Source organism: Edaphobacter modestus (assembly GCF_004217555.1).
Classification (GTDB): domain Bacteria; phylum Acidobacteriota; class Terriglobia; order Terriglobales; family Acidobacteriaceae; genus Edaphobacter; species Edaphobacter modestus.
On record NZ_SHKW01000007.1, the window covers coordinates 103811 to 122388 of the forward strand.

Annotated in this window: 17 protein-coding genes and 1 pseudogene; 10 read left to right on the forward strand and 8 right to left on the reverse strand. The window is 56.4% G+C overall.

Annotated features, from left to right (window positions below; translation table 11 throughout):
* Window positions 1-11 precede the first annotated feature (11 nt).
* Window positions 12-212: a hypothetical protein gene (locus BDD14_RS33505; protein ID WP_242618379.1), complete on the reverse strand. Its 201-nt coding sequence runs from the start codon at window positions 210-212 to the stop codon at window positions 12-14.
* 250 nt (window positions 213-462) lie between these two features.
* Between BDD14_RS33505 and BDD14_RS29530 the strand changes: the two genes are divergently transcribed.
* Entirely contained in the window at window positions 463-897 is a 435-nt protein-coding gene (locus BDD14_RS29530; protein ID WP_207231947.1) for a tetratricopeptide repeat protein, read from the forward strand.
* 811 nt (window positions 898-1708) lie between these two features.
* On the opposite strand, the gene BDD14_RS29535 is transcribed toward BDD14_RS29530, so the two are convergent.
* Window positions 1709-2065 (reverse strand): cupin domain-containing protein, encoded by a 357-nt coding sequence (locus BDD14_RS29535; protein ID WP_130424911.1) that lies wholly within the window; start codon window positions 2063-2065, stop codon window positions 1709-1711.
* Window positions 2066-2250: 185 nt separating this feature from the next.
* The gene (locus BDD14_RS29540; RefSeq protein WP_130424913.1) at window positions 2251-2877 is read right to left on the reverse strand and encodes an NAD(P)-dependent oxidoreductase; all 627 of its coding nucleotides are present in this window, start codon (window positions 2875-2877) and stop codon (window positions 2251-2253) included.
* A gap of 209 nt (window positions 2878-3086) precedes the next feature.
* On the opposite strand from BDD14_RS29540, the gene BDD14_RS29545 reads away from it, so the two are divergent.
* Window positions 3087-3740 carry a TetR/AcrR family transcriptional regulator gene (locus tag BDD14_RS29545; RefSeq protein ID WP_130424915.1) on the forward strand — a complete coding sequence of 218 codons (654 nt, stop codon included), beginning with the start codon at window positions 3087-3089 and terminating at the stop codon, window positions 3738-3740.
* A 405-nt stretch (window positions 3741-4145) separates the two neighbouring features.
* Here the strand turns inward: BDD14_RS29545 and BDD14_RS29550 are convergent, their stop codons facing one another.
* Entirely contained in the window at window positions 4146-4547 is a 402-nt protein-coding gene (locus BDD14_RS29550) for a DUF1801 domain-containing protein (protein ID WP_130424917.1), read from the reverse strand.
* 1214 nt (window positions 4548-5761) lie between these two features.
* Between BDD14_RS29550 and BDD14_RS29555 the strand changes: the two genes are divergently transcribed.
* From BDD14_RS29555 to BDD14_RS29565, 3 genes are all read left to right on the forward strand, one after another.
* Window positions 5762-5950, forward strand: coding sequence for a hypothetical protein (locus BDD14_RS29555; protein WP_130424919.1), 189 nt, complete (start codon window positions 5762-5764; stop codon window positions 5948-5950).
* Window positions 5947-7449 (forward strand): SagB/ThcOx family dehydrogenase, encoded by a 1503-nt coding sequence (locus BDD14_RS29560; RefSeq protein ID WP_130424921.1) that lies wholly within the window; start codon window positions 5947-5949, stop codon window positions 7447-7449. The genes BDD14_RS29555 and BDD14_RS29560 overlap by 4 nt, the downstream gene beginning before the upstream one ends.
* A 259-nt stretch (window positions 7450-7708) precedes the next feature.
* Window positions 7709-8209, forward strand: a complete 501-nt coding sequence (locus BDD14_RS29565) for an Hsp20/alpha crystallin family protein (RefSeq protein ID WP_165420408.1) — start codon at window positions 7709-7711, stop codon at window positions 8207-8209.
* Between the two features lie 332 nt (window positions 8210-8541).
* On the opposite strand, the gene BDD14_RS29570 is transcribed toward BDD14_RS29565, so the two are convergent.
* From BDD14_RS29570 to BDD14_RS29580, 3 genes are all read right to left on the reverse strand, one after another.
* Window positions 8542-9252, reverse strand: coding sequence for an IS6 family transposase (locus tag BDD14_RS29570; RefSeq protein ID WP_130424925.1), 711 nt, complete (start codon window positions 9250-9252; stop codon window positions 8542-8544).
* A gap of 57 nt (window positions 9253-9309) precedes the next feature.
* Window positions 9310-10686, reverse strand: coding sequence for a SulP family inorganic anion transporter (locus BDD14_RS29575; protein WP_207231935.1), 1377 nt, complete (start codon window positions 10684-10686; stop codon window positions 9310-9312).
* 337 nt (window positions 10687-11023) lie between these two features.
* Complete coding sequence (locus tag BDD14_RS29580) at window positions 11024-11455, reverse strand: hypothetical protein (RefSeq protein WP_130424927.1); 432 nt, start codon at window positions 11453-11455, stop codon at window positions 11024-11026.
* 194 nt (window positions 11456-11649) lie between these two features.
* On the opposite strand from BDD14_RS29580, the gene BDD14_RS34885 reads away from it, so the two are divergent.
* The 5 genes and pseudogenes from BDD14_RS34885 to BDD14_RS29600 all read left to right on the forward strand — a co-directional run bounded on the left by BDD14_RS34885 (window position 11650) and on the right by BDD14_RS29600 (window position 17790).
* Window positions 11650-12612 (forward strand): universal stress protein, encoded by a 963-nt coding sequence (locus BDD14_RS34885; protein WP_130424929.1) that lies wholly within the window; start codon window positions 11650-11652, stop codon window positions 12610-12612.
* Window positions 12613-13669: 1057 nt separating this feature from the next.
* A pseudogene (locus tag BDD14_RS35090) lies at window positions 13670-14271 on the forward strand (catalase).
* Complete coding sequence (locus BDD14_RS35095) at window positions 14258-14521, forward strand: catalase (protein ID WP_278045557.1); 264 nt, start codon at window positions 14258-14260, stop codon at window positions 14519-14521. The pseudogene BDD14_RS35090 and the gene BDD14_RS35095 overlap by 14 nt, the downstream one beginning before the upstream one ends.
* Window positions 14522-14704: 183 nt before the next feature.
* Window positions 14705-15619, forward strand: a complete 915-nt coding sequence (locus tag BDD14_RS29595; RefSeq protein ID WP_130424931.1) for a universal stress protein — start codon at window positions 14705-14707, stop codon at window positions 15617-15619.
* A gap of 398 nt (window positions 15620-16017) precedes the next feature.
* Window positions 16018-17790, forward strand: a complete 1773-nt coding sequence (locus tag BDD14_RS29600; protein ID WP_130424933.1) for an FtsX-like permease family protein — start codon at window positions 16018-16020, stop codon at window positions 17788-17790.
* Window positions 17791-18012: 222 nt separating this feature from the next.
* Here BDD14_RS29600 and BDD14_RS29605 read toward each other — a convergent pair whose 3' ends face one another.
* Window positions 18013-18444, reverse strand: coding sequence for a permease prefix domain 1-containing protein (locus BDD14_RS29605; RefSeq protein WP_130424935.1), 432 nt, complete (start codon window positions 18442-18444; stop codon window positions 18013-18015).
* Window positions 18445-18578 lie beyond the last annotated feature (134 nt).

Sequence of the window (18578 nt, forward strand, 5' to 3'; positions counted from 1 at the left end):
CGCAGGTGAATTCAGAGCAGCGCCTCGGCCGGCTGACTGAGCTGGAGCAGAAAGGCCGCTATGCGGAAGTGACGGAGCCGCTCGCGGAGCTCATACGCTCCAATGCCCTCAATGAGCGCGAGTCCGGCCGCGCACAGCTCCTGCTCGGCATCGCATATCATCAGCAGGGAGCGTTGGCGCAGGCGCAGAGCGCATACGAGAAGGCGCTTCATATCCTCTCGTACACCCCGGAAGGCGCGGTGGATCATGCTTCCGCTCTCGATAACTTTGCGCGTCTCTCACTCGATACGGGGCATCCGGATACCGCATTGCGCATGGAAACCGACGCGCTCAAGGAATACGAGGGATTGTCAGATCACGCGGATATCGCCCGATCCTGTGCTACGCTCGCAAGCCTGGAGATCAACCGGGGACATCGGCGAAGGAAAAGAGTATCTTTCTCGGGCGCTTCAGGAAGCAGGTTTGGCGTCCGGCCTGGATCAGGATTTCTATGCCACCGTCTGGTCCGCTCAGGGATGGCTTTCTCTTCTGAACAAAGACACAACAACCGCCATCTCGGCGTACGCGCATGCCATTGAATTGTGGCGTGCCGCTAACGGCGAGCAGCACATGCTTACCGGATGGGGATACATGCTTCTGGGCAAGAGCTATGCACAGGCGGGCCAGAATGACAAAGCTCTCGAACAGATGCGGAAGGGGCTGAACATCCTGGATCAGGCAGTTGGTTCCAGCGATCCGAAGTATCTTGCCGCACAGATATCTTATTCGCAGGTACTGGATCAGTCAGGCGAGCATGATGAAGCTGTTCGTGTAAAAAACTCAGCGCAACAAGCTCTCAAGAGGCTCTCTCGAGATGCGTGCGCGGACTGTACCGTGAGCGCGTTCGCCCTGCATTGATGCCCAGGATCTCCCTACTATTATCTCTATCTCCACCGGCGGAAGCTATCGTACGCCGTCCGGCAAAGACTTCGGTTAACACTTCGATCCGTTTTTGGCTCGGGATGAATCTCAATTGGAGCATTATCGCCAAGTCAGTGCGCCGGGATAAACCGGCATGGAGCAGGGAATGAAAGAGTCCTACGAGAAAGGAGTAGCGAACCGCTCGGCCCCGAGTTTTGCGTTGCACACCGCGAGGTGTCGGCGAAGCGTAAACAGGGGTACAGGTGGGCTGGGTATTGAGCTCCGAAAAGATGCAATCAGGACGCTGACGCTTTTGACTTGGCGGAAGGCAACATGGGCGGGAGCGATATCGCAAGTTCCTGCTCGGTCCTGCGTAGTCGTAGACCCCAGACACGCCTGGAAGCTTCATGCACGAGAACCGGGAGACCTCGGAGACGCCTGCTGCCAACCAGTAGCAGGACGGCGGGTGAAGGCTCAGGCCGCACGACCCGCATGTACGTAGCCGAGGAGTCGGACAGCGGCATAGTACCGATGAATCATTCGAACAAAATCGAGAAGTCGATGGCGGAGAGTGAGGAGGGAAGGCCGCTGATCGAGGAGAACACTCATCAGGCCAGCACGCGCCCGACACAGAGCGGGGCCCGCGTGTCACTGGGACTGGCGGGTGTGCGGAAAGCGAGTTCTTGATCGCTTCGCCGCCAATCATCCGAGATAAGAGCCGTATGCGCTAACGAGCGCTCGTACGGATCTGCGCGGGGGGTATCAGGCAACTGATATCCCTACCGCGACCTCAGCGACGGCGCGCATTTTACATGGACGTGTAGTCGCCAACTTGGACGCCTGCCGGTTTTACGGCCATTTGCCCAAAACACAGATCGATCTGAATCACGTCCCACTCCGCGGCGCCCTCGCTGTTCCAGTGTCCAATAGACAGCTCGCCTTCCAGAACATAGAAAAACTCTGCAAAGGGGTGCTTATGGAGGGGAATCCCCATGCCCGGCACGACCGTAGTCTCAAAAATGGAGAACGTGTAGCCCGTGTTTTCTCCCAGTGCCCTCCACAGCAACTGCATGGGTCCGATATCCAGCGCAGGGCCGCCTGTTTTGTTGTTCTTGATAACGTTGTGATGAATGACTTCTTCAAGTGGTGTGGGGAAGTTTGACATATCAGTATCCTTTCGCGAACGAAGTTGTGCTCTGGAATGAACGTCCGAGCTTGTGAGTTGCGCAGCTAGCACTCCGCTAGTCCCGTGGGTTTCACAGTTATCTGTCGCATGAATCGTTACAGGCCTTTACACAGCCGAACGGATCGCCCCGATGAAAGAGGTGGTTGATCCTCGCGGAGGCCTTGCTATGTGGTCGTCACCGTCACTGCCTGACGCACATACCGGCCGCTTTCCAGTTGCTGCACCATGAAGGCTGCCAGATCGGCCCGTCCGATCTTGTGCGCCTTCTCGCCGCCCTCCGTGCTCAGCACCCTGGCAACGCCCGTCTTCTCGCGGTCGGTCAACATCGGCGGTCGCACGAGCGTCCAGTCCAAGTCGCTGCTTTCGATCTCGGCCTCCATGCCCGCCTTGTCTACCAGCAGACCCCGCAGAAACGTCCGCATGAGTACGTGCTCGTTGAAGAAGCCAGCGTTCTTGACGCTCTCGCCCGCACCCACCACTGAAATCTTCAGCAGCCTCCGCACGCCATTGCGCCGCATCGCGTCGACAATATTGTGTGCCGCGCTCGTTTCCATCGTCGTCACTTTCCACGGCGTCTTGCCGCCAAGCGCGTCGATGACCGCATCCTGCCCGGCTACCGCAACGTCGACCGCAGCCGCGTCCAGCACGTCTCCCGCAACAACTCTGACATTCGCCTTCTTGTACTGCGCGGCACCACGCACGAAAGCCGTTACCTTATGCCCAGCCGCCAGCGCCTCATTTACCAGTGCCTCTCCGCTCTTGCCCGCTGCTCCAATCACCAGAACTTTCATTGCATCCTCCTTTTGCCTCGTATATGGCCGCCATCCGAATACGCGACCTGACAATTAGAGACAGACAGTAACCATTGGTTGCAAAATAATCAGCGGTTTTGTTGCCAATGGTTACAAATCAACATCCGGTCGCAAAAAGCGTCAAAAGGGACTAAGCTGTTGAAGTGACGTCCACATCACCAAGTCGCCGGATAGAGCGCAAGGAGAGGTTGCGAGGCGAAATCCTTGCGGCTGCCAGCAAAATGTTTGCCGATCGCGGCTACGAAGCCGTGACGCTTCGCGAGATCGCTAAAGAGATCGGCTATACGCACGCCGTGATCTATCAGCATTTCCCCGACAAATGGCACATTCTTGTCGAGTTGAGCAACGAGACGATCGGGCTGATGGTTCAGAACTTCGACGCGATTGCCGCTAAACATCTTGCACCGAAAGAGCGTCTTTTTGCGACTTCACGCGGCTTGATTCAATTCTGCGTTGCCCATCCACAGCAGTTCCGTAACGTCTTCTTCGGGCCCGAGAACCGCAACGGCGTCCGCGCTGGACAATACATCGACGACATTGGCAGGCCATTGTTCGGACGTTTCGTGCAGCTCTTTTTTGATGTTGCCAGGGATGAAGGATTGCCGAGTAAAGATGACTTAGTGGTAGCCCACACCTGGTGGTACTCGATCTTTGGCCTCGCCACACTCATGGTCATCCAAGGTGTTGTGCCTGACTTGCCTGACCAGACTCTCGTGGTCGAGCAAACGCTCGCAACGCTTTGGGCGGGAGTTCAGGCGGTACCGCGATTGCCAAAGAGCGCAATCACTAAGCGATCCGATCGATCCCGTGCCTCAAAGCAACAACAGCTTCTGTCTACGTGAAAAGTCCCCAAACTTGGCGTTCCATATCGGTGCATACGCTTAGGGTTGTGCCTACGCGCTTGCCGCACACGATGATGGTGGTGTTCGCGGCGGCGCATGGCGTGGCCGCCTCAGCCAACACTCTCTAAGAGTCACGGCTCCCGAGGCTTATTCGATATCTGGTTGCCCGCTCTAACCCAGCGCGGAACACGGCATTTCTTGCTAAATGCGCACGTCGCCCGGAGAGTCCTCGTTTTACGCCAAATCGCCAACTCACTCATCGACAAATGAGATCGAGGCAAGTTGCCGAATAGTCGGCATCTCGTACAGTTGGGAGCCATGAACTACGTCACAAACACTTCTACGGATAGCCGGTTTTTCGAGGCGGTTCACATCCGCGTCGGGCTCCCTAGGCGTTTCTCTGAACTAGCCGTTTTCGACTCGCGCGTTCATATCCGAGTACGCCGAATCAATGAGCCTGCTTAGCGCTGCTGCGTTTGTGGCCGTTCCTGGTCTCAACTTCACATGACGCATGAACTTGCCGGTCCCTTGTAACAAGCGCGCTGGATCTGGCAGCGGCGCGCCGTGAAAGAACCCCACGTTCACGTGCGACGTGAATACATTGACGTAGCCGAAGGGCGCATCTCCCAAACATGCAACCGGACAGCCGTCATGCAAAAGCTCCCGGACTTCGTCTCCGCATTTTCGCATCACCTCAAACCACTGATGCGCGATGGCTCCCAATCCACTTGCATGCTCTTTCATCCACGTATCGATGGCAGGATCACGCTCGACAGCGCCGTTGAATCGCAGGAATTCCGTTCTCATCGTCGCTACACTTTTCTGCTTTCGAGACCTGTAGCCACCGTTAGCCGGGACTTTTGGGATCGGTGGGGTGTTCTGTCATGGCGTTTTGAGAAGCATCCGCTGATTCCAGGGTGCCACACTTTCCTCATACTCCATGGGATCGCCGAAACCTTCGGTTTGGACGCCGAGTTGGCGTAGAACGTCCAAGGCCATCAATCGGCGATGCGCGTTGAATGTCATGATATGGGCGAAGACGCCACCGAACGTGAAGGTCTCAGCCGGTTCGCACAGAGCGTCGACGAACGTATCATCCCAGGCGGAGCGGTTTCGGATGTCACTGAAAATACGATGCAGTTCAGCATCGGTCTTTTCGAGCCTTTGCTCCTTTCGAGCTGTTGCGTACTTGACGGACGCTCGTCTGGAGCAAGGTTTTGAGGCTGGAGGCGAGGAGTTCGACTGGTTCCAGCCTACGCCTATACGGCCGTCTGTGGGACAAACATGTGACTCAAGGCACTGCACGACGCGAGCGTTAACCGGGCAAACCCACTCAGGGAGTAAAAGGTGTACGCTTCAAACGAGGTAAAGGCGATGCCGTGCAGGATTTGTATCCAGTTGGAACAGGCAGCTGCGGAGGCAGTTAGATCAGACCCTCCCAATCTTGCTTGGACTCAATGAAGCTGGTATACGCAACCGCGCTCGGCAGAAAGAAGAGCGGACACTCAAGGCAGAGACAGACCTTGAAAAGCACCAGCGATCATGCGCCAAGAGGGCAGACGTCCGGCGTTTTGATTGGTGCTGCGTAGCGGCTTCCGAGTGCTCGGCATATCGGTTCATTCAACCCCGAATCGCTGTGGGTGAGCTTCCTAAGCTCAGGCCGCGCATCTAACGGACAACGGAGTCGCCGGAATGCCCCACCGCTCGTCGAAATCGACGAAGTGGATAGATTCAACCCGGAGTGGTTTCAGGTCCGTTTGTCTTCAGCGCTTTCGTAGCGTCCGCAGATGGTCGGGCCCCATAAGCCAGCAGGTTAGCCATTCTTTCAGCTTCGTTGACTTAATGGCTTCGTCCAGCGTTGCAATGTGGTCGCGGAACATTTGCACAATGCAGCGGAGATTGGTCGTTATCCCCGCGGTTTCCGCTGATTGGGTGAGACGAGCAAGTTGCGCTTCCATCTTTCGAGCGTCCATCAGGGTGGATGAACGCTTAGCTTTGAGTCATTGTGTGGGGGGATTCAAATGGAACACCTTCGATGGATGCATGCTGCTCACGCCGAGTTGGCCAGCCTTGCTGGAACTGACGGCGAAGGTATTCCAGTGACCAGCTGGACAACCGTGAAGGCGACTAGCGGCTTCTGGGAAAACTTCTTCAGCAAAGCAGCTAACTGCCCAGCATCAGAATCGGTGGAGCGCATCTTCCGGCAATGACCTGGCGCGAATATCACGAAGCAACGAAGCATAGCGTTGAATCGCTGAGGAGAGCGCGGCACGTTCTCGATTGGGCGAACATGCCTGATCCGTTTCGTCATTACGAGGGTGTGCCGGTGCTCGATCTGCCAGCAGATCCGCCCGCCCCTGAAATGCCAGCACTTGACGTGCTTCTGGGTACCTTGGGAACCACGCCTGTGGGTGACGGACCGACTCTCCTCTCGCAACTACTCTTCTATTCCGCCGCGATTAGCGCTTCCAAGCGTGTCCCGTCTACCGGAAGTAAGTACGCGCTAAGAGTGAATCCGTCCTCCGGGAATCTGCACCCGACGGAATTCCACTTCCTCACACGGGGTGTGAAGGGGTGGACAGATGGGTGGTATCACTACGATCCATCCAGGCACATGGCGGAGCAGCGCGGGCGCGGTGATTTTGAAATGACGCTGGCCAGCGACTCTGCGCCCATTGTGTTTGTTTTGACCAGTATTGTGTGGCGCGAGGCGTGGAAGTACGGTGAACGGGCATATCGGTACTGCTTGCACGACATAGGGCACGCTTGGCAAGCGCTTGCACTCTCCGCCCGCGCTATCGGTTGCGACAGCTTCGCGGCCGGACATTTCCCGGACGATGAAGTGGCCGAGTTGTGTCGCCTGAACACGGATGAGTGGCCAATGCTGATTGTCAGCCTGCACGGTAGGTCCATTCCAGTTCGCGAAGCAGACACCGGTAAAACAGTCTGGTTCGGCGGGCAGGCGACCCAGCTTTCGAAGGAGCCGATTGCGCACCCATTGATTGACAGCATCCACTTCGCCACGAAACGAAGCGGGAGCAGTCGCAATTCCTTGACAGAGTTTTCCCCAATTGGCTCCGGCGAGATCAGGCTGCCTTCTCCGGCTTCATCAACTGGCAGCTTTGGCGAGGTTGCCCGCATGCGGCGCTCGGCGCTCGACTTCCTGGGTGGAAAGCAATCGATATCATTGGCGGAGCTCTCGGCCATCCTCGCCGTCACAGCCCAGCCATTGTCGGCTGACTTTGCCGGCGCGCGTTTCATTCAGCTGTATTTGTATGTTCACCATGTCGATGGGTTACAACCCGGCGTCTACAGGTTCTGGCCGAAGCATGCCGAGTTGGAACAGGTGAAGAGTGGTGACCAGCGCGTAGCGGCCGCTGGTCTGAGCCTTGGGCAGGACCTGGCCGGTAACGCCTGCGTGACTTTTTCGATGATCGGCGATCTCGAGCGTGCCGCACATATTTATGGCGACCGTGGTTATCGCTATGCGCATTTTGAAGCGGGCGCAATTGGACACCGCCTGTATCTCGCCGCTGAAGCACTTGGACTAGGTGCGACCGGCATCGGTGCGTTCTACGATGACGAGGTGCACCGTCATCTCAACCTGGCCCCCAACCAAGGACAGGTCGTATACCATTTCGCGATCGGTTATCCGGTCCCCGATCCGCGCGTCTCGGCATCAAATGAGCCGCAGGAAATCACATGGTAGGCCTACTCGTTCATGGCGACAATCATTTCATCGTGTGTGGTCCATTGCCGGATTGAGACGCTGCACGAGCACTGATTCGACACCGGTCCATCATTCAGATTGGAGCGACAATAGGACCTAGCGCATCTTGACAACCGTTGCACGGCAAGCCTAGGCTTATTCCTGAGCAAAGTATCTCTTCTTACTCGTTCAGGTTCACTGAACTAAGTCAGCCCATCTGAAGTTTTTCCTCTTAGATTACTGCTAAGGAGGACGAGTCATGACACTATTGACCGGTTGGGAATCTCTCCGTGAATTATCCGCCATGCAAGACCGCATGAATCGCATGAGCCGTCTTTTCCGTGAGCCGTACAGCCCCGAAGGCCCGGAGGAGGCGTTGACAACCACCGCCGTCGCGCCGCCGGTGGACATCTACGAAGACGAGCACAACATTATTCTGAAGATTGATGTCCCGGGTATCGACGAAAAAGACATTGACGTTTCCGTTCAGAACAACACTCTCACCGTCCATGGCGAGCGCAAGATCGAGAAGGAAGAGAAAGAGGAAAACTTCCGTCGCGTCGAGCGGCAATACGGAAGCTTTACCCGCTCTTTCACGCTTCCGAGCTCCGTGGAACCAGGGCAAGTGAGCGCCCGCTGTGATAAGGGCGTGCTGAAGATCAACCTTGCCAAGAAGGCGGAAGCCAAGCCCATGCAGATCAAAGTTAATGTTGGCGCCGAGAAAACCCTTGAAGCCATAGAGTCGGGTAAGGCCGCGTAGTCAGGAGCCAGTGGCAAAAATGGGAGGTGGCTTATACCTCCCACTTAGTTCTCCTCCACGCGCCTCGGGCGCGGTGTCTTCAGTCTGTCTGCCTCAGCGTTCGGCCAGCACCGACGCGTTCTCCTTCGGATGTAGCGCCTTCATAACTAATCAGTGGCAGCTTTCGAGGAACAAACGTATGAACTCATCCCGTTTGAACTGGCCAATCGACTCCCCCGGCTGCTTTGGTTCCGCAGACAATGTCCTCTCTGTACCTCAATTGTGTTCGAAACGGTTCTGGTGCAAACTCTCTCGTAGTGAGTGACTGAAGCTTGGGGAGAATTGTTGCAGGGTTATGCAGCCAGAACAGCAGCCCAAATGTCCGGAGCAGATGCAGGTCTGCCCGGTAAGTTCCCGATCTTGAACTGCTGTTTCCGAATCTTCTCTACCAGTTCAATGCCGATTATCGTTATTGTCGCTGTGTCGAATCGCTTGAAGCCGAGCATCGGCCGAATCCGCTGTTTGATACGGCGATGATCCTGCTCCACAACATTGTTCAGGTACTTGCTGGACCGTATCCCAACCCGGGGCGCTATCGTTCCCACTGATTTCAACTCCGTGATGGCTCGATGTGAAGCCGCGTAAGCATCGAGTGTAATGACCCGCGGCGTGCCGTGCTTCTTTATTGCCTTGCTGAGGAAGCGCTTGGCGGCCGCAACATCGCGTCGTTCACTCAACAGGAAGTCTACCGTTCGACCCAGCTTGTCCACTGCTCGATACAGGTAAGTCCACCGGCCCTTCACCTTGATATAGGTCTCATCACAACGCCATGACCTGCCTATTGGCCGAGAGTATTGGTTCCAGCGCTTATCAAACTCGGGCACATAGCGTTGTACCCAACGCAAAATCGTCGTGTGCGTGACCTCAATTCCTCGCTCCGCCATCATTTGGACTAAGTCGCGAGAGCTCAGTTTGTATCTGAGATACCAGCGCACACAAAGCACAATAATTTCCCGGTCGAAATGCCGTCCCTGAACAAATCCAATGCTCTCATCCAGCACCATTATCGCCGCCCATTCCAAACGTCTCAGAGAGTTTGCACCACAACCGCGCGCAATTCGTCAGCTTCTCGCGGGGCGCTTATCGAAGAATCGGAACAATAGCCCGTAAGCAACGATTGCCGACAGCACACCAGTAAGAAAGTCGGTGAGGACAACCATGCCGGCCGTATAGATCATCAGGGCAACATGGAAACGATTGTGTTTGAGCACCTGGTTGATTTCGGCCGGCTTCACCATGACGGTGGCGACATAGAGGAGGATTCCGCCGATGCACGCCATAGGCACGAGTTCGAGATAGCGCGCCAGGAAAACAGCAAGGATTAGTTTCAATGCGAATTTGCATATGCCGGCAAGAGGCGAGATGGCGCCGACCTTGATGTTAGTGGCAGTGCGGGCTAGCGCACCGGTATGCGGAAAGCCGTTCAGCATCGGAACGATCACCTGAACGACGCCCTGTCCCCAAAGCTCCTTGTTTGGATTGAATGGAAGTCCGCGGTTATCCGCTAATCGATCTGCCATACGGGAACACAGTAGACTTTCAACGGCGGCGACAAAGACAATGGCGACCACGAAATAACCGAGGTCGGCCAGAAACTCGCCCCTCCAAACGATGGCTGCTGGAGGGGTAAAGACGAGGAAATTCCTTGGAATGGATCCGTATCTGTCTCTAACTAGCGTGAGCCCCTCGTCGGCCCAGACCGTGGCAGCAACCAGAGAAGTGATGCCGATTGCGAGTAGCGGCGCAGGGATGAAGATTGAGATGCGAAGTATGTATTTAGTCAGCAAAAAGGTCCCGATTCCAAGACCGATCGCGTAGATGTTTACCTGTTCGAGATTTGCTCCGATTGCTTGCACCTTCCCGATGAAGCCGTGACCGAGCTTGACTTGGAGGCCTAGAACCTCGCCAATTTGAGAGAGCGCGATGGTGATTGCGATCCCTATAGTGAATCCCACAATGATTGAGTGCGGTACTCTGGCCACAATCCGACCCAGCCGCGCAATGCCGAGCACCAGGAGGATGATGCCGGCGAGAATGGAGGCGAGCACAAGCACGGAATGATCGTATTTCTCCATAAGACCGGCGATGACGGGTATGAAAGCAGCAGTAGGGCCGTAGACCTGGTACTTTGAGCCGCCCCACAATGCCCCAATAAGGCCAGCCACCGCGCCACCCACAATGCCCTGTTCAGGACGCAGGCCTGAAGCCATCGCAAACCCCATGGCCAGCGGGATGGCAACCATAGCGACGATCAGCCCGGCAGTGAAATCGCGGAATACATTCAGTCTCCAATCACCGTTCCGGAGATCCTCATAGCGGCCGTCGATTGGATTCAGAAAGTATCTAAGCCGACGCAACAGATCGGTTTCGTCCGGAGCTTTCCCCAGCCCCTCTGGCGAAACTACCTCCTTCTTCAGCATCGCTTCCGAACTAAGCATTTCAATTCTTCCGTTCCTCATTGACCACCTCTGCTTTCGCAGCGTGCGCCCGTTCCAGTCACGGTCTCGACCAAATACAATTCAGTCCGGATAACCAACCGGTTGCTGGTGCATTCAGCTCCACATTCTCATTGCCGTTGCGAAGCGGAAAACCGCAACACAGTCGTTGTATTTTCAGGAATTTTGTAATAAAGCCACGCTGCGCGTTAGAAGATCTTGCTTATATCCTTTTTGCTGTCCCTGTCACTTACTTCTCTCCCTGGCTAGCCGTCGGCAACAGAGCGCATACAAGCAGGCACTCAGTTCAGGAGAACGGCCAGGGACATACTCCAAGCCTTCACCAAAAGAATGCGAGCTGGACGACAGGAGGAGCTCTTTCGCGGAACCCGGCTGCAGGAGCAGAGATGAGGGGTTCAGAGCGGTCAACAGCTGCTGAATGGGCGTCCGCGAGAGTACCGGCTAAGCTGCGCCCAGAAGGAAGCGCAGCAGAGAGAGATTCATCGCACTTGGAGCGTTTGTCGGTATCGGCCGGAGCAACGATGAGCGACTCGCATTGTGCGTGTCGTGCGTAGTGAGTGTCCGCTGAGTGGGTGTCGCCCTCAAGCGCACAACCGTAGCCCGGCTCGAAGCGCGCGGGGCGTATGGCGCCGCTCCTTGCCGCCGCTTTCATCAGAGCGGAGCGCGAGCCAGGAACACAAGCCGCCGCGACGAGCAACAGCACAAGCGCGGCAAGCGCGCCGCACAACCAGACTCGAGAGGTGCGTATCAAGCGCCCTCCCTTCCCGTCCTGCCACATATCATAACTCTTCAGCGGCTTATCGGCACGACTTGCACGATCTGTGATTCGTGTAACAGAGCATGATTTGTAGTGTTCAGGTAAGCCGGGTCGCGTTCATCGGCTGACGCCGAGCGCGATTGCCGGCTGGTCGCCGATCCCAAGGGGCAACGGCCACAGCTCAAAACATGGCGCAACTCAGCCGCGCAGGTCGAACTGGTCGCTCCGGGCATGCCACAAAGCTATACACTTTTAACGGTTATGGCTTATTATCGGCGGGCCCTAGTCGCATTGTCATTGGGAGACCAGGATTTCCAGCTTCTAGATTACGTTGCCATGTTGTGTCGTATCAACGGGATTGGCGAACTCGATCTGGTCCACGTCACCGCGCATCGCGCACCGGAACTGCAGCGCAGCTTGGACGATCGAACACAGAGGGTAGGCGAGAGATTTCGGATTACATTCAGTCGAATCGTCTATTCCACCATCTCTTGGAGGGCGACCGATGCGACAAGCTCGTTGAATTCTCTGCTAAACGGCACAATGATGTGATCCTCGTCGGTCATAGCGCCAGTCACAACCCGCGGCGCTCACTTGCCCGGAGTCTTGTTAGAAAGGCCCTGTGCTCTGTCTGGCTGTTTCCGAATAAGGCGCCCGTGAAGCTCAGGTGCATTGTGGCCCCCATAGATCTCTCGGACCACTCTGCGGATTCCCTAAAGGAAGCAATTTACATTGCGATATTGGCTGGCCTCAGAGAGGTCACCACTCTTCACGTTTACTTTGATCCCACAACCGTGACGTATAACGGACGGGAGACCCAGATGCTCCGCAAGGATGAACACGAGGTCGCAAGCTTTCTCCAGAGATTCGATCCTCATGGCCTCCGGATTGTGCCTCGTTCTATAGAGGAGTCCAACGTAGCGCACGCAATTCATCGTGTCTGTACTGAGCAAGGCGCTGATCTAATTGTCATGGGTACGCGCGGCCGAAGCGCCGCGGCATCGATCCTCCTCGGCAGCCAGACAGAACGTACCTTGATGAAATCAAAGATCCCAGTCCTCGCCGTCAGGCACTTTGGGGCCCGACGCGGGCTTCTTGACGTTCTCCTCCACAATCGGCTTCGTCATGGCGAGGATATCCATTTCGACTGAGTCTGACGTTTCGAGCTTCGGGGGAACCCGAGGCAGTCCTTATATAGGAAACCATGCAATCGACCTGACGCGAGACACGCAGCAGGCTTGTTAGTTGTCTCCGGATTGGGCAGCGCATTGGCTGCGCGGCAACTAGGAAACGGAATCCCGGCAACATGGTTAGCGTTCTTTGCCGCCATCACAGTAGTCGTGACACCACCGTCTATGCATTTGGGTTGCACAGTATACTGACACCCTTTCGAAGTTGACCGAATGGCCCTGGCACTCACGGTGATACTGCCGTTCGCAGCCATGGGCATGCCTTTTCCTCTTGGCCTACACCAGCTTGGCCAAACGCGCGCAGAGCTATTGACCTGGGCCTCGCCTATTAATGGCTGTGCCTCCGCGGTCGCTGGTCCTCTTGCCACCCTGCTGGCTCTTGGTGCTGGGCTTCCAACAGGGCTACTTGTGCCTCGGCATGTTATGTGGTGGCGGCTCTGCTGGCGGGCACGTGGCAAAGAGAGCTTGGAATAACCGCGACTGAGCCGAACATCAGCAGATACCGCGCCCGTCAGGGAAGAGTAATGCCGTGCAATTCCGACTCTCCAGGTCAACTCCCGAATCGCCCGTCAGAACTAAGCCGCTGGCGAGGCGGACGAGGGCGGGTGGTGGTTGTTAAGGCGCAATATTCTGGGTTGGATGGGAGTTAAACCCATCTACTCCACCATCTATGCCAGCATTGAATCCGCGCGTGGACGCGGGTGATTCTCAAGAGCAACACTCGATTTCGAAAAGGAGAAACAACCCATGAACATCATCAAATCCGCAATCACACTCAGCTTGGCAGCCGCCATGTGGGTTTTCTGCCACGTGAGTTGTAACTCAGCCTGGATTAGTTGATCGCGCGCACTACCGCGCGGCCGGAATCACTCTTCACAACTCACATCAAGGATGGGTTTCATGCCAGACAAAACATTCACTATCGCGGCCGGTGCGCCGGCTGCTGATAACACCAACACTCTCACTGCCGGCCCCCCGCCGTCCGGCCTTGTTGCAGGACATCTGGCTGATCGAGAAGATGGCGCACTTCGATCGCGAAGTCATTCCTGAGCGCCGAATGCACGCCAAAGGGTGGGGCGCCTACGGTACCTTTACCAGAACGCACGATATTACCCGTTACACCAAGGCAAAGATTTTCTCCGAGATCGGCAAGCAAACGCCCATATTTGAGCGATTCTCGTCTGTGGCCGGTGAGCGTGGCGCTGCGGATGCAGAACGCGACATTCACGGGTTTGCCGTGAAGTTTTACACCGAAGAGGGCAACTGGGACATTGTCGGCAATAATACGCCCGTTTTCTTCTTCCGCGATCCTCTTCGCTTCCCTGATCTCAGCCACGCCATCGAGCGCGACCCCGCACCGGTCTGCGCAGCGCGCAAAACAACTGGGACTTCTGGACCAATCTTCCGGACGCGCTAGATCAGGTCACGATCGTGATGTCGGACCGCAGTCCGAAGAGCTTCCGTCACATGCACGGCTTCGGCAGTCACACCTTCTCGATGATCAACGCCGCCAACGAACGCGTGGGGGTGAAGTTCCATTTTCGCACCCAGCAGGGCATTCAAAACCTCGCCGATGTCGAGGCCGCCGCTATCGTGGCAAACGATCGTGAAAAGCTATGACCGCGATCTGCTCGAATCAATCGAGCGGGTCGATTTCCCTCGGTGGACGCTCTACATCCAGGTCATGACGGACGAGCAGGCGAAGAAGCACAGGCACAATCCCTTCGACCTAACCAAAGTGTGGCCGAAGGCGGATTATCCGCTGATCGAAGTGGGCGTCATGGAGCTCAACCACTACCCCGACAACTACTTTGCCGAAGTGGAGCAGGCTGCCTTCTCGCCGGCCAATGTCGTGCCGGTATGTGATTAGATCATTCCGCGACGAATGTCTTGCGCTTGTAGAGCTAGCAAAACGGCGAGTGCTACTTGCCCATACTCGTCGAGGCGATTTGCAACCATTCGACCACAGATCGGCTACCGAAAGTCCTTGGTGAGTAGTATGCTTATTTCACGTCGGGACTCCCGTAATTAGCTACCTAGAAGGGAGTTTCTTATGGCTATGAAGCCTGTCGGGAACGTTTCCATAACCGATCAAACACCACACCTGGCGACAAGCGAGATCATATTTAGCCGGATTCTCGTCGCGACTGACTTCTCGAAAGCCGCGAATCAGGCTCTGAAAACAGCTATTATCCTTTGCCAGCTCTTCGGTGCGAAGCTTTCTCTCGTTCATGCATGCGCACCTATCCCATATTGTGTCGAGACTGGGCCGCCGCCCGATGCAGACCTCGAGGCCGAGACAGAAGAAATGCAGCAGCTTGTTCAGAGCGAACCCGGACTTAGCGCTTTAATGCCCAAAGTGGTTGTGGCCTCTTCCCAAGCAATCGACCTTATCAATCGGGTTTCGAAAGAAGAGAACGCGGATCTCATCGTCGTAGGATCACACGGCGCCAGCGGATTAAAGCGATTAGTTCTGGGCTCGGTTGCCGAGGCAGTAATGCATCAAGCAACGTGTCCGACCATGATCGTGGGACCAAACTGCAAGCCTGAACAACATCCGTTCCGATCCGTACTCTTCGCCACTGACCTCAATACAACCGGACTTCGTGGCGCGCAATATGCGTCCGGATTATCCGAGCGCTTTCACGGTAAGCTGACCGTTCTCCACGTCATGAATCCGAACTTCAAGGATCATAACGAGCGCGAACTGGTCAGGAGCCGTAGTCGACAGGAAGTTGCTCAACTCCTTCCTTCCGATGTGGAGCGCTACTGCAAGACCAAGATCCTTCTGGAATACGGCAAGCCGGCTGAAACCATTGCAATGATAGCCAGGACTGAGCGCGCCAGCATAATCGTGGTTGGTTTTCGCGATCGAATGCTCGCGGATCACGCGCCTTGGTCCACTATCTCTTACGTCATCCGAGAAGCCAATTGCCCCGTTCTCGGTATTCGTGGTCACCTCATGTGAGAGGTATTTGAAACAGAAACGTGTTTATTTTTAAGTTGCGCGTCTCCAAGCCTCTCAACATCCTTGAGCCATCGTTCTCTTCGCCTGCGGCTAACGGAAACAGTACAATAGACACGTATATCAGTTGCGACTGCCTCGATCGCTACACATTATGAGGACCAACGTCAATCCGCGGAGAACCGTTGTTTTGTCAGCGCCGCATCTTCGCGACCAGGTTGTCCAGGGATGCCGTCTCGAACCTTCAGCCTGTCCGTACTGAACCGCCATCCAATTTGATTCGATATGGAGACATCTCCAGCTAATTGGATGCTGTCGACGACTGTGGCTTCACCTTCCGGAATTTGAAAGCGTTTTGAGGCACCCATTCTAGGACTTTCTTACGCCTCATAGCTGTTCCTTTGTTACGCTATCCGCCTGAACGAGGACTCCTGCGAGCTGCGGCATCCCGCGTCAGCATCGGCCCAGCCAGCTCGCCAGCCTCGTGTTGCGGCGCGCTCGGTGCCGGCCGCCTGCGGCTCATCCGCCAGTCGCTGGTTGAAAACCTCACGCTCTCGGTAATCGCCTCCGTGCTCGGCCTCGCAATCGCTGTCGCAGTCACATGGCTCATCCGCCACAGCAGCTTGCCCGGCGAATTTTCCTCCGGCTCGCCGGTTGCGGATCTGCTCCGGGCGCCGTTCGGCAAGCTGAGCGCCGCCGTCGAAGTTAATAGCTGGGTTCTCGCATTAACAGCAGGCCTCGCGCTCTTGACCACAATTCTCTTCGGCCTTGCTCCGGCCATCGACTCCTCGCGCACCGATCTGCGCACCTCGCTCCAGGGCGCAGCACGCGGCGTCTCCTCGGGCCGCCCGCAGCGGCGGTTACGCAGCGTTTTGCTCGTCTTAGAGATCGGTCTTGCCGTGCTGCTGCTCACCGGCGCGGGTCTGTTGATCCGTAGCTTTGCGCATGTACTTCAAAATGGCACTGGCTTTGATCCGCGCCAGTGCCTCACTGCGAAAATGCAGCGTAACCTCTCCGAGGAGCCGGAAAAGGCGAAAGCTTTTGCGCAACAACTGCTGCAGCAATTGCAAGTGCTGCCCGGGGTGAAGGTGGCGGCCATCGGCAGCGCGCTTCCGCTTGAAGACAACGGCTGGGACAGAACTCTAGCGTTCGGAGATGGACCGCCACTTCCCGTCGGACAGCGGCCCGGGGCCTACACCATCAGCATCAGTCCTGAATATTTCGCCGTCACAGGCACGCGCCTGCTCCGGGGACGCACCTTCACCTATCAAGATAGCGATGCCGCGGTTCCCGTTGCCATCGTCAATCAGGCGTTCGCCCGTAAGTATCTCAGCGGCGACGTGCTCGGCAAACAATTCAGAATCAACATCGACGGCAACTTCATCCCCAACACCGTCGTCGGCATCGTGCAGGATGTACGCTACGACGGCCTGGAAGCGGACGTCCGGCCCGTCATCTATCTGCCGTTTGACCGGGCGCCATATCACGAGGTGAACATCCTACTGCGCACCAGCGTAGAACCTGCCTCGCTGACCGCGGCCATGCGCAAGGCCGTCATCGACATCGACCCAGCGCAGCCGCTTTTCGATGTAGCAACAATGCAGAGCCGCCTCTCGCAATCGCTCGCCCAGCGGCGGCTCATCATGCTGTTGATCGTTTCCTTCGCCGCGCTCGCCATGGTGCTCGCTGGCGTCGGCGTCTATGGAGTATTCACCTACTGGGTCAGCCAGCGCCGAAAGGAGATGGCGATCCGTCTCGCCCTCGGCTCATCGCGTCCTGAGCTGTTGCGTCTCACCGTCTCGCAGGCCATGCGTCTCATCCTCGCCGGCGGTGTCATCGGCATCACCGGCGCCTGGTTTCTTGATCGTCTCTCGGCCAGCATGCTCGTCGGCGTCAAGGTGCACGATCCCGTTTCGCTCTCGCTCGCCTGGGCCCTGATGACGCTAATTGCACTGGTGGCAAGCGGAGTGCCGGCAAGAAATGCTGCGCGTACCAACATGATTTCTGTTCTCCATTCAGAAGAGGAACACCCCACCGGGCAACCGCAGCTCACGACAATTAAGGTGACAATTCCACCACGTACAGCTTTACCCTGGCATACCCATCCATTTACCAATTCAGCTTATGTGCTTTCAGGCACTATCACGGGCTCTGTTGCATTAACTCAAAATTAGCTTCTCGGCATACAAGCTGTAGCGGGCAAGCGCAACCTTCACCCCCTACAGCTTGTGGCTCGAAAAGTTAATGCAACAGAGCCAATCACCGACACGCGCATCGGAGCGCCTGCGCCGGTTAGATTCTGGTCGCCATCGTTCATATATCCGGCCACCGACTCAAACGACCGAAGAGCCGGTTGCGCGGCCACGAAATCTTGTCCGAGCATGGAAGACATGTCGTCATATTTTGTGTGCTAGTAAATCAGCATCAATCTGTCTGAGCCCGGATAGGGAGAGGGCGAAGTAACAGCGCGTAGACTGCGGAAAAATTGCGGTTGTCGCGCCGATACCGAGCGCAAGCGTGATGATTGCGGTCCAGGCGAAGGCGGGATTGCGGCTCAGCTGGCGTATTCCGAAGTGAATGTCCTGGCGGAGGGACTCGACGAGCGTGCCGGCGCGACTGTTCCTGACGGCCTGCTTGACGTGCTCGGTTCCGCCGCATTCGGCGAGCGCGCGGCGGGCTTCTTCGGGAGCGAGTCCCGTAGCGATCTTTTCGTCGGTTACGGCAGCAACGTAACTCGCAATTTCGTCGTCGAGCTCAGACTCGACCCGTTGACCGCGGAGCAGATTGCGCAGTGCCGATTTGATGTGGAACCACATGCGCGCTGACATGCAGACACAACTGGAAATAAAGCTGCGGCCCCTTTTGTCTTTTGGGATGGCTACAGCCTGAGTTTCATTTTATGGGGTCACAATTTCAACTTATGGTGCAAACCACACACAGAGTGTGCGATGCACCATAACGC

What these genes read in the sequence shown, in the direction of transcription:
- BDD14_RS33505 (WP_242618379.1), bottom strand. Translation starts at nt 212, where the DNA reads ATGAAGCGCCTTCTCGTATGCGCTCTGCGCCTGCGCCAACGCTCCCTG.
- BDD14_RS29535 (WP_130424911.1), bottom strand. Translation starts at nt 2,065, where the DNA reads ATGTCAAACTTCCCCACACCACTTGAAGAAGTCATTCATCACAACGTT.
- BDD14_RS29540 (WP_130424913.1), bottom strand. Translation starts at nt 2,877, where the DNA reads ATGAAAGTTCTGGTGATTGGAGCAGCGGGCAAGAGCGGAGAGGCACTG.
- BDD14_RS29550 (WP_130424917.1), bottom strand. Translation starts at nt 4,547, where the DNA reads ATGAGAACGGAATTCCTGCGATTCAACGGCGCTGTCGAGCGTGATCCT.
- BDD14_RS29555 (WP_130424919.1), top strand. Translation starts at nt 5,762, where the DNA reads ATGGAACACCTTCGATGGATGCATGCTGCTCACGCCGAGTTGGCCAGC.
- BDD14_RS29560 (WP_130424921.1), top strand. Translation starts at nt 5,947, where the DNA reads ATGACCTGGCGCGAATATCACGAAGCAACGAAGCATAGCGTTGAATCG.
- BDD14_RS29565 (WP_165420408.1), top strand. Translation starts at nt 7,709, where the DNA reads ATGACACTATTGACCGGTTGGGAATCTCTCCGTGAATTATCCGCCATG.
- BDD14_RS29570 (WP_130424925.1), bottom strand. Translation starts at nt 9,252, where the DNA reads ATGGTGCTGGATGAGAGCATTGGATTTGTTCAGGGACGGCATTTCGAC.
- BDD14_RS29575 (WP_207231935.1), bottom strand. Translation starts at nt 10,686, where the DNA reads ATGCTTAGTTCGGAAGCGATGCTGAAGAAGGAGGTAGTTTCGCCAGAG.
- BDD14_RS34885 (WP_130424929.1), top strand. Translation starts at nt 11,650, where the DNA reads ATGGCGCAACTCAGCCGCGCAGGTCGAACTGGTCGCTCCGGGCATGCC.
- BDD14_RS29595 (WP_130424931.1), top strand. Translation starts at nt 14,705, where the DNA reads ATGGCTATGAAGCCTGTCGGGAACGTTTCCATAACCGATCAAACACCA.
- BDD14_RS29605 (WP_130424935.1), bottom strand. Translation starts at nt 18,444, where the DNA reads ATGTCAGCGCGCATGTGGTTCCACATCAAATCGGCACTGCGCAATCTG.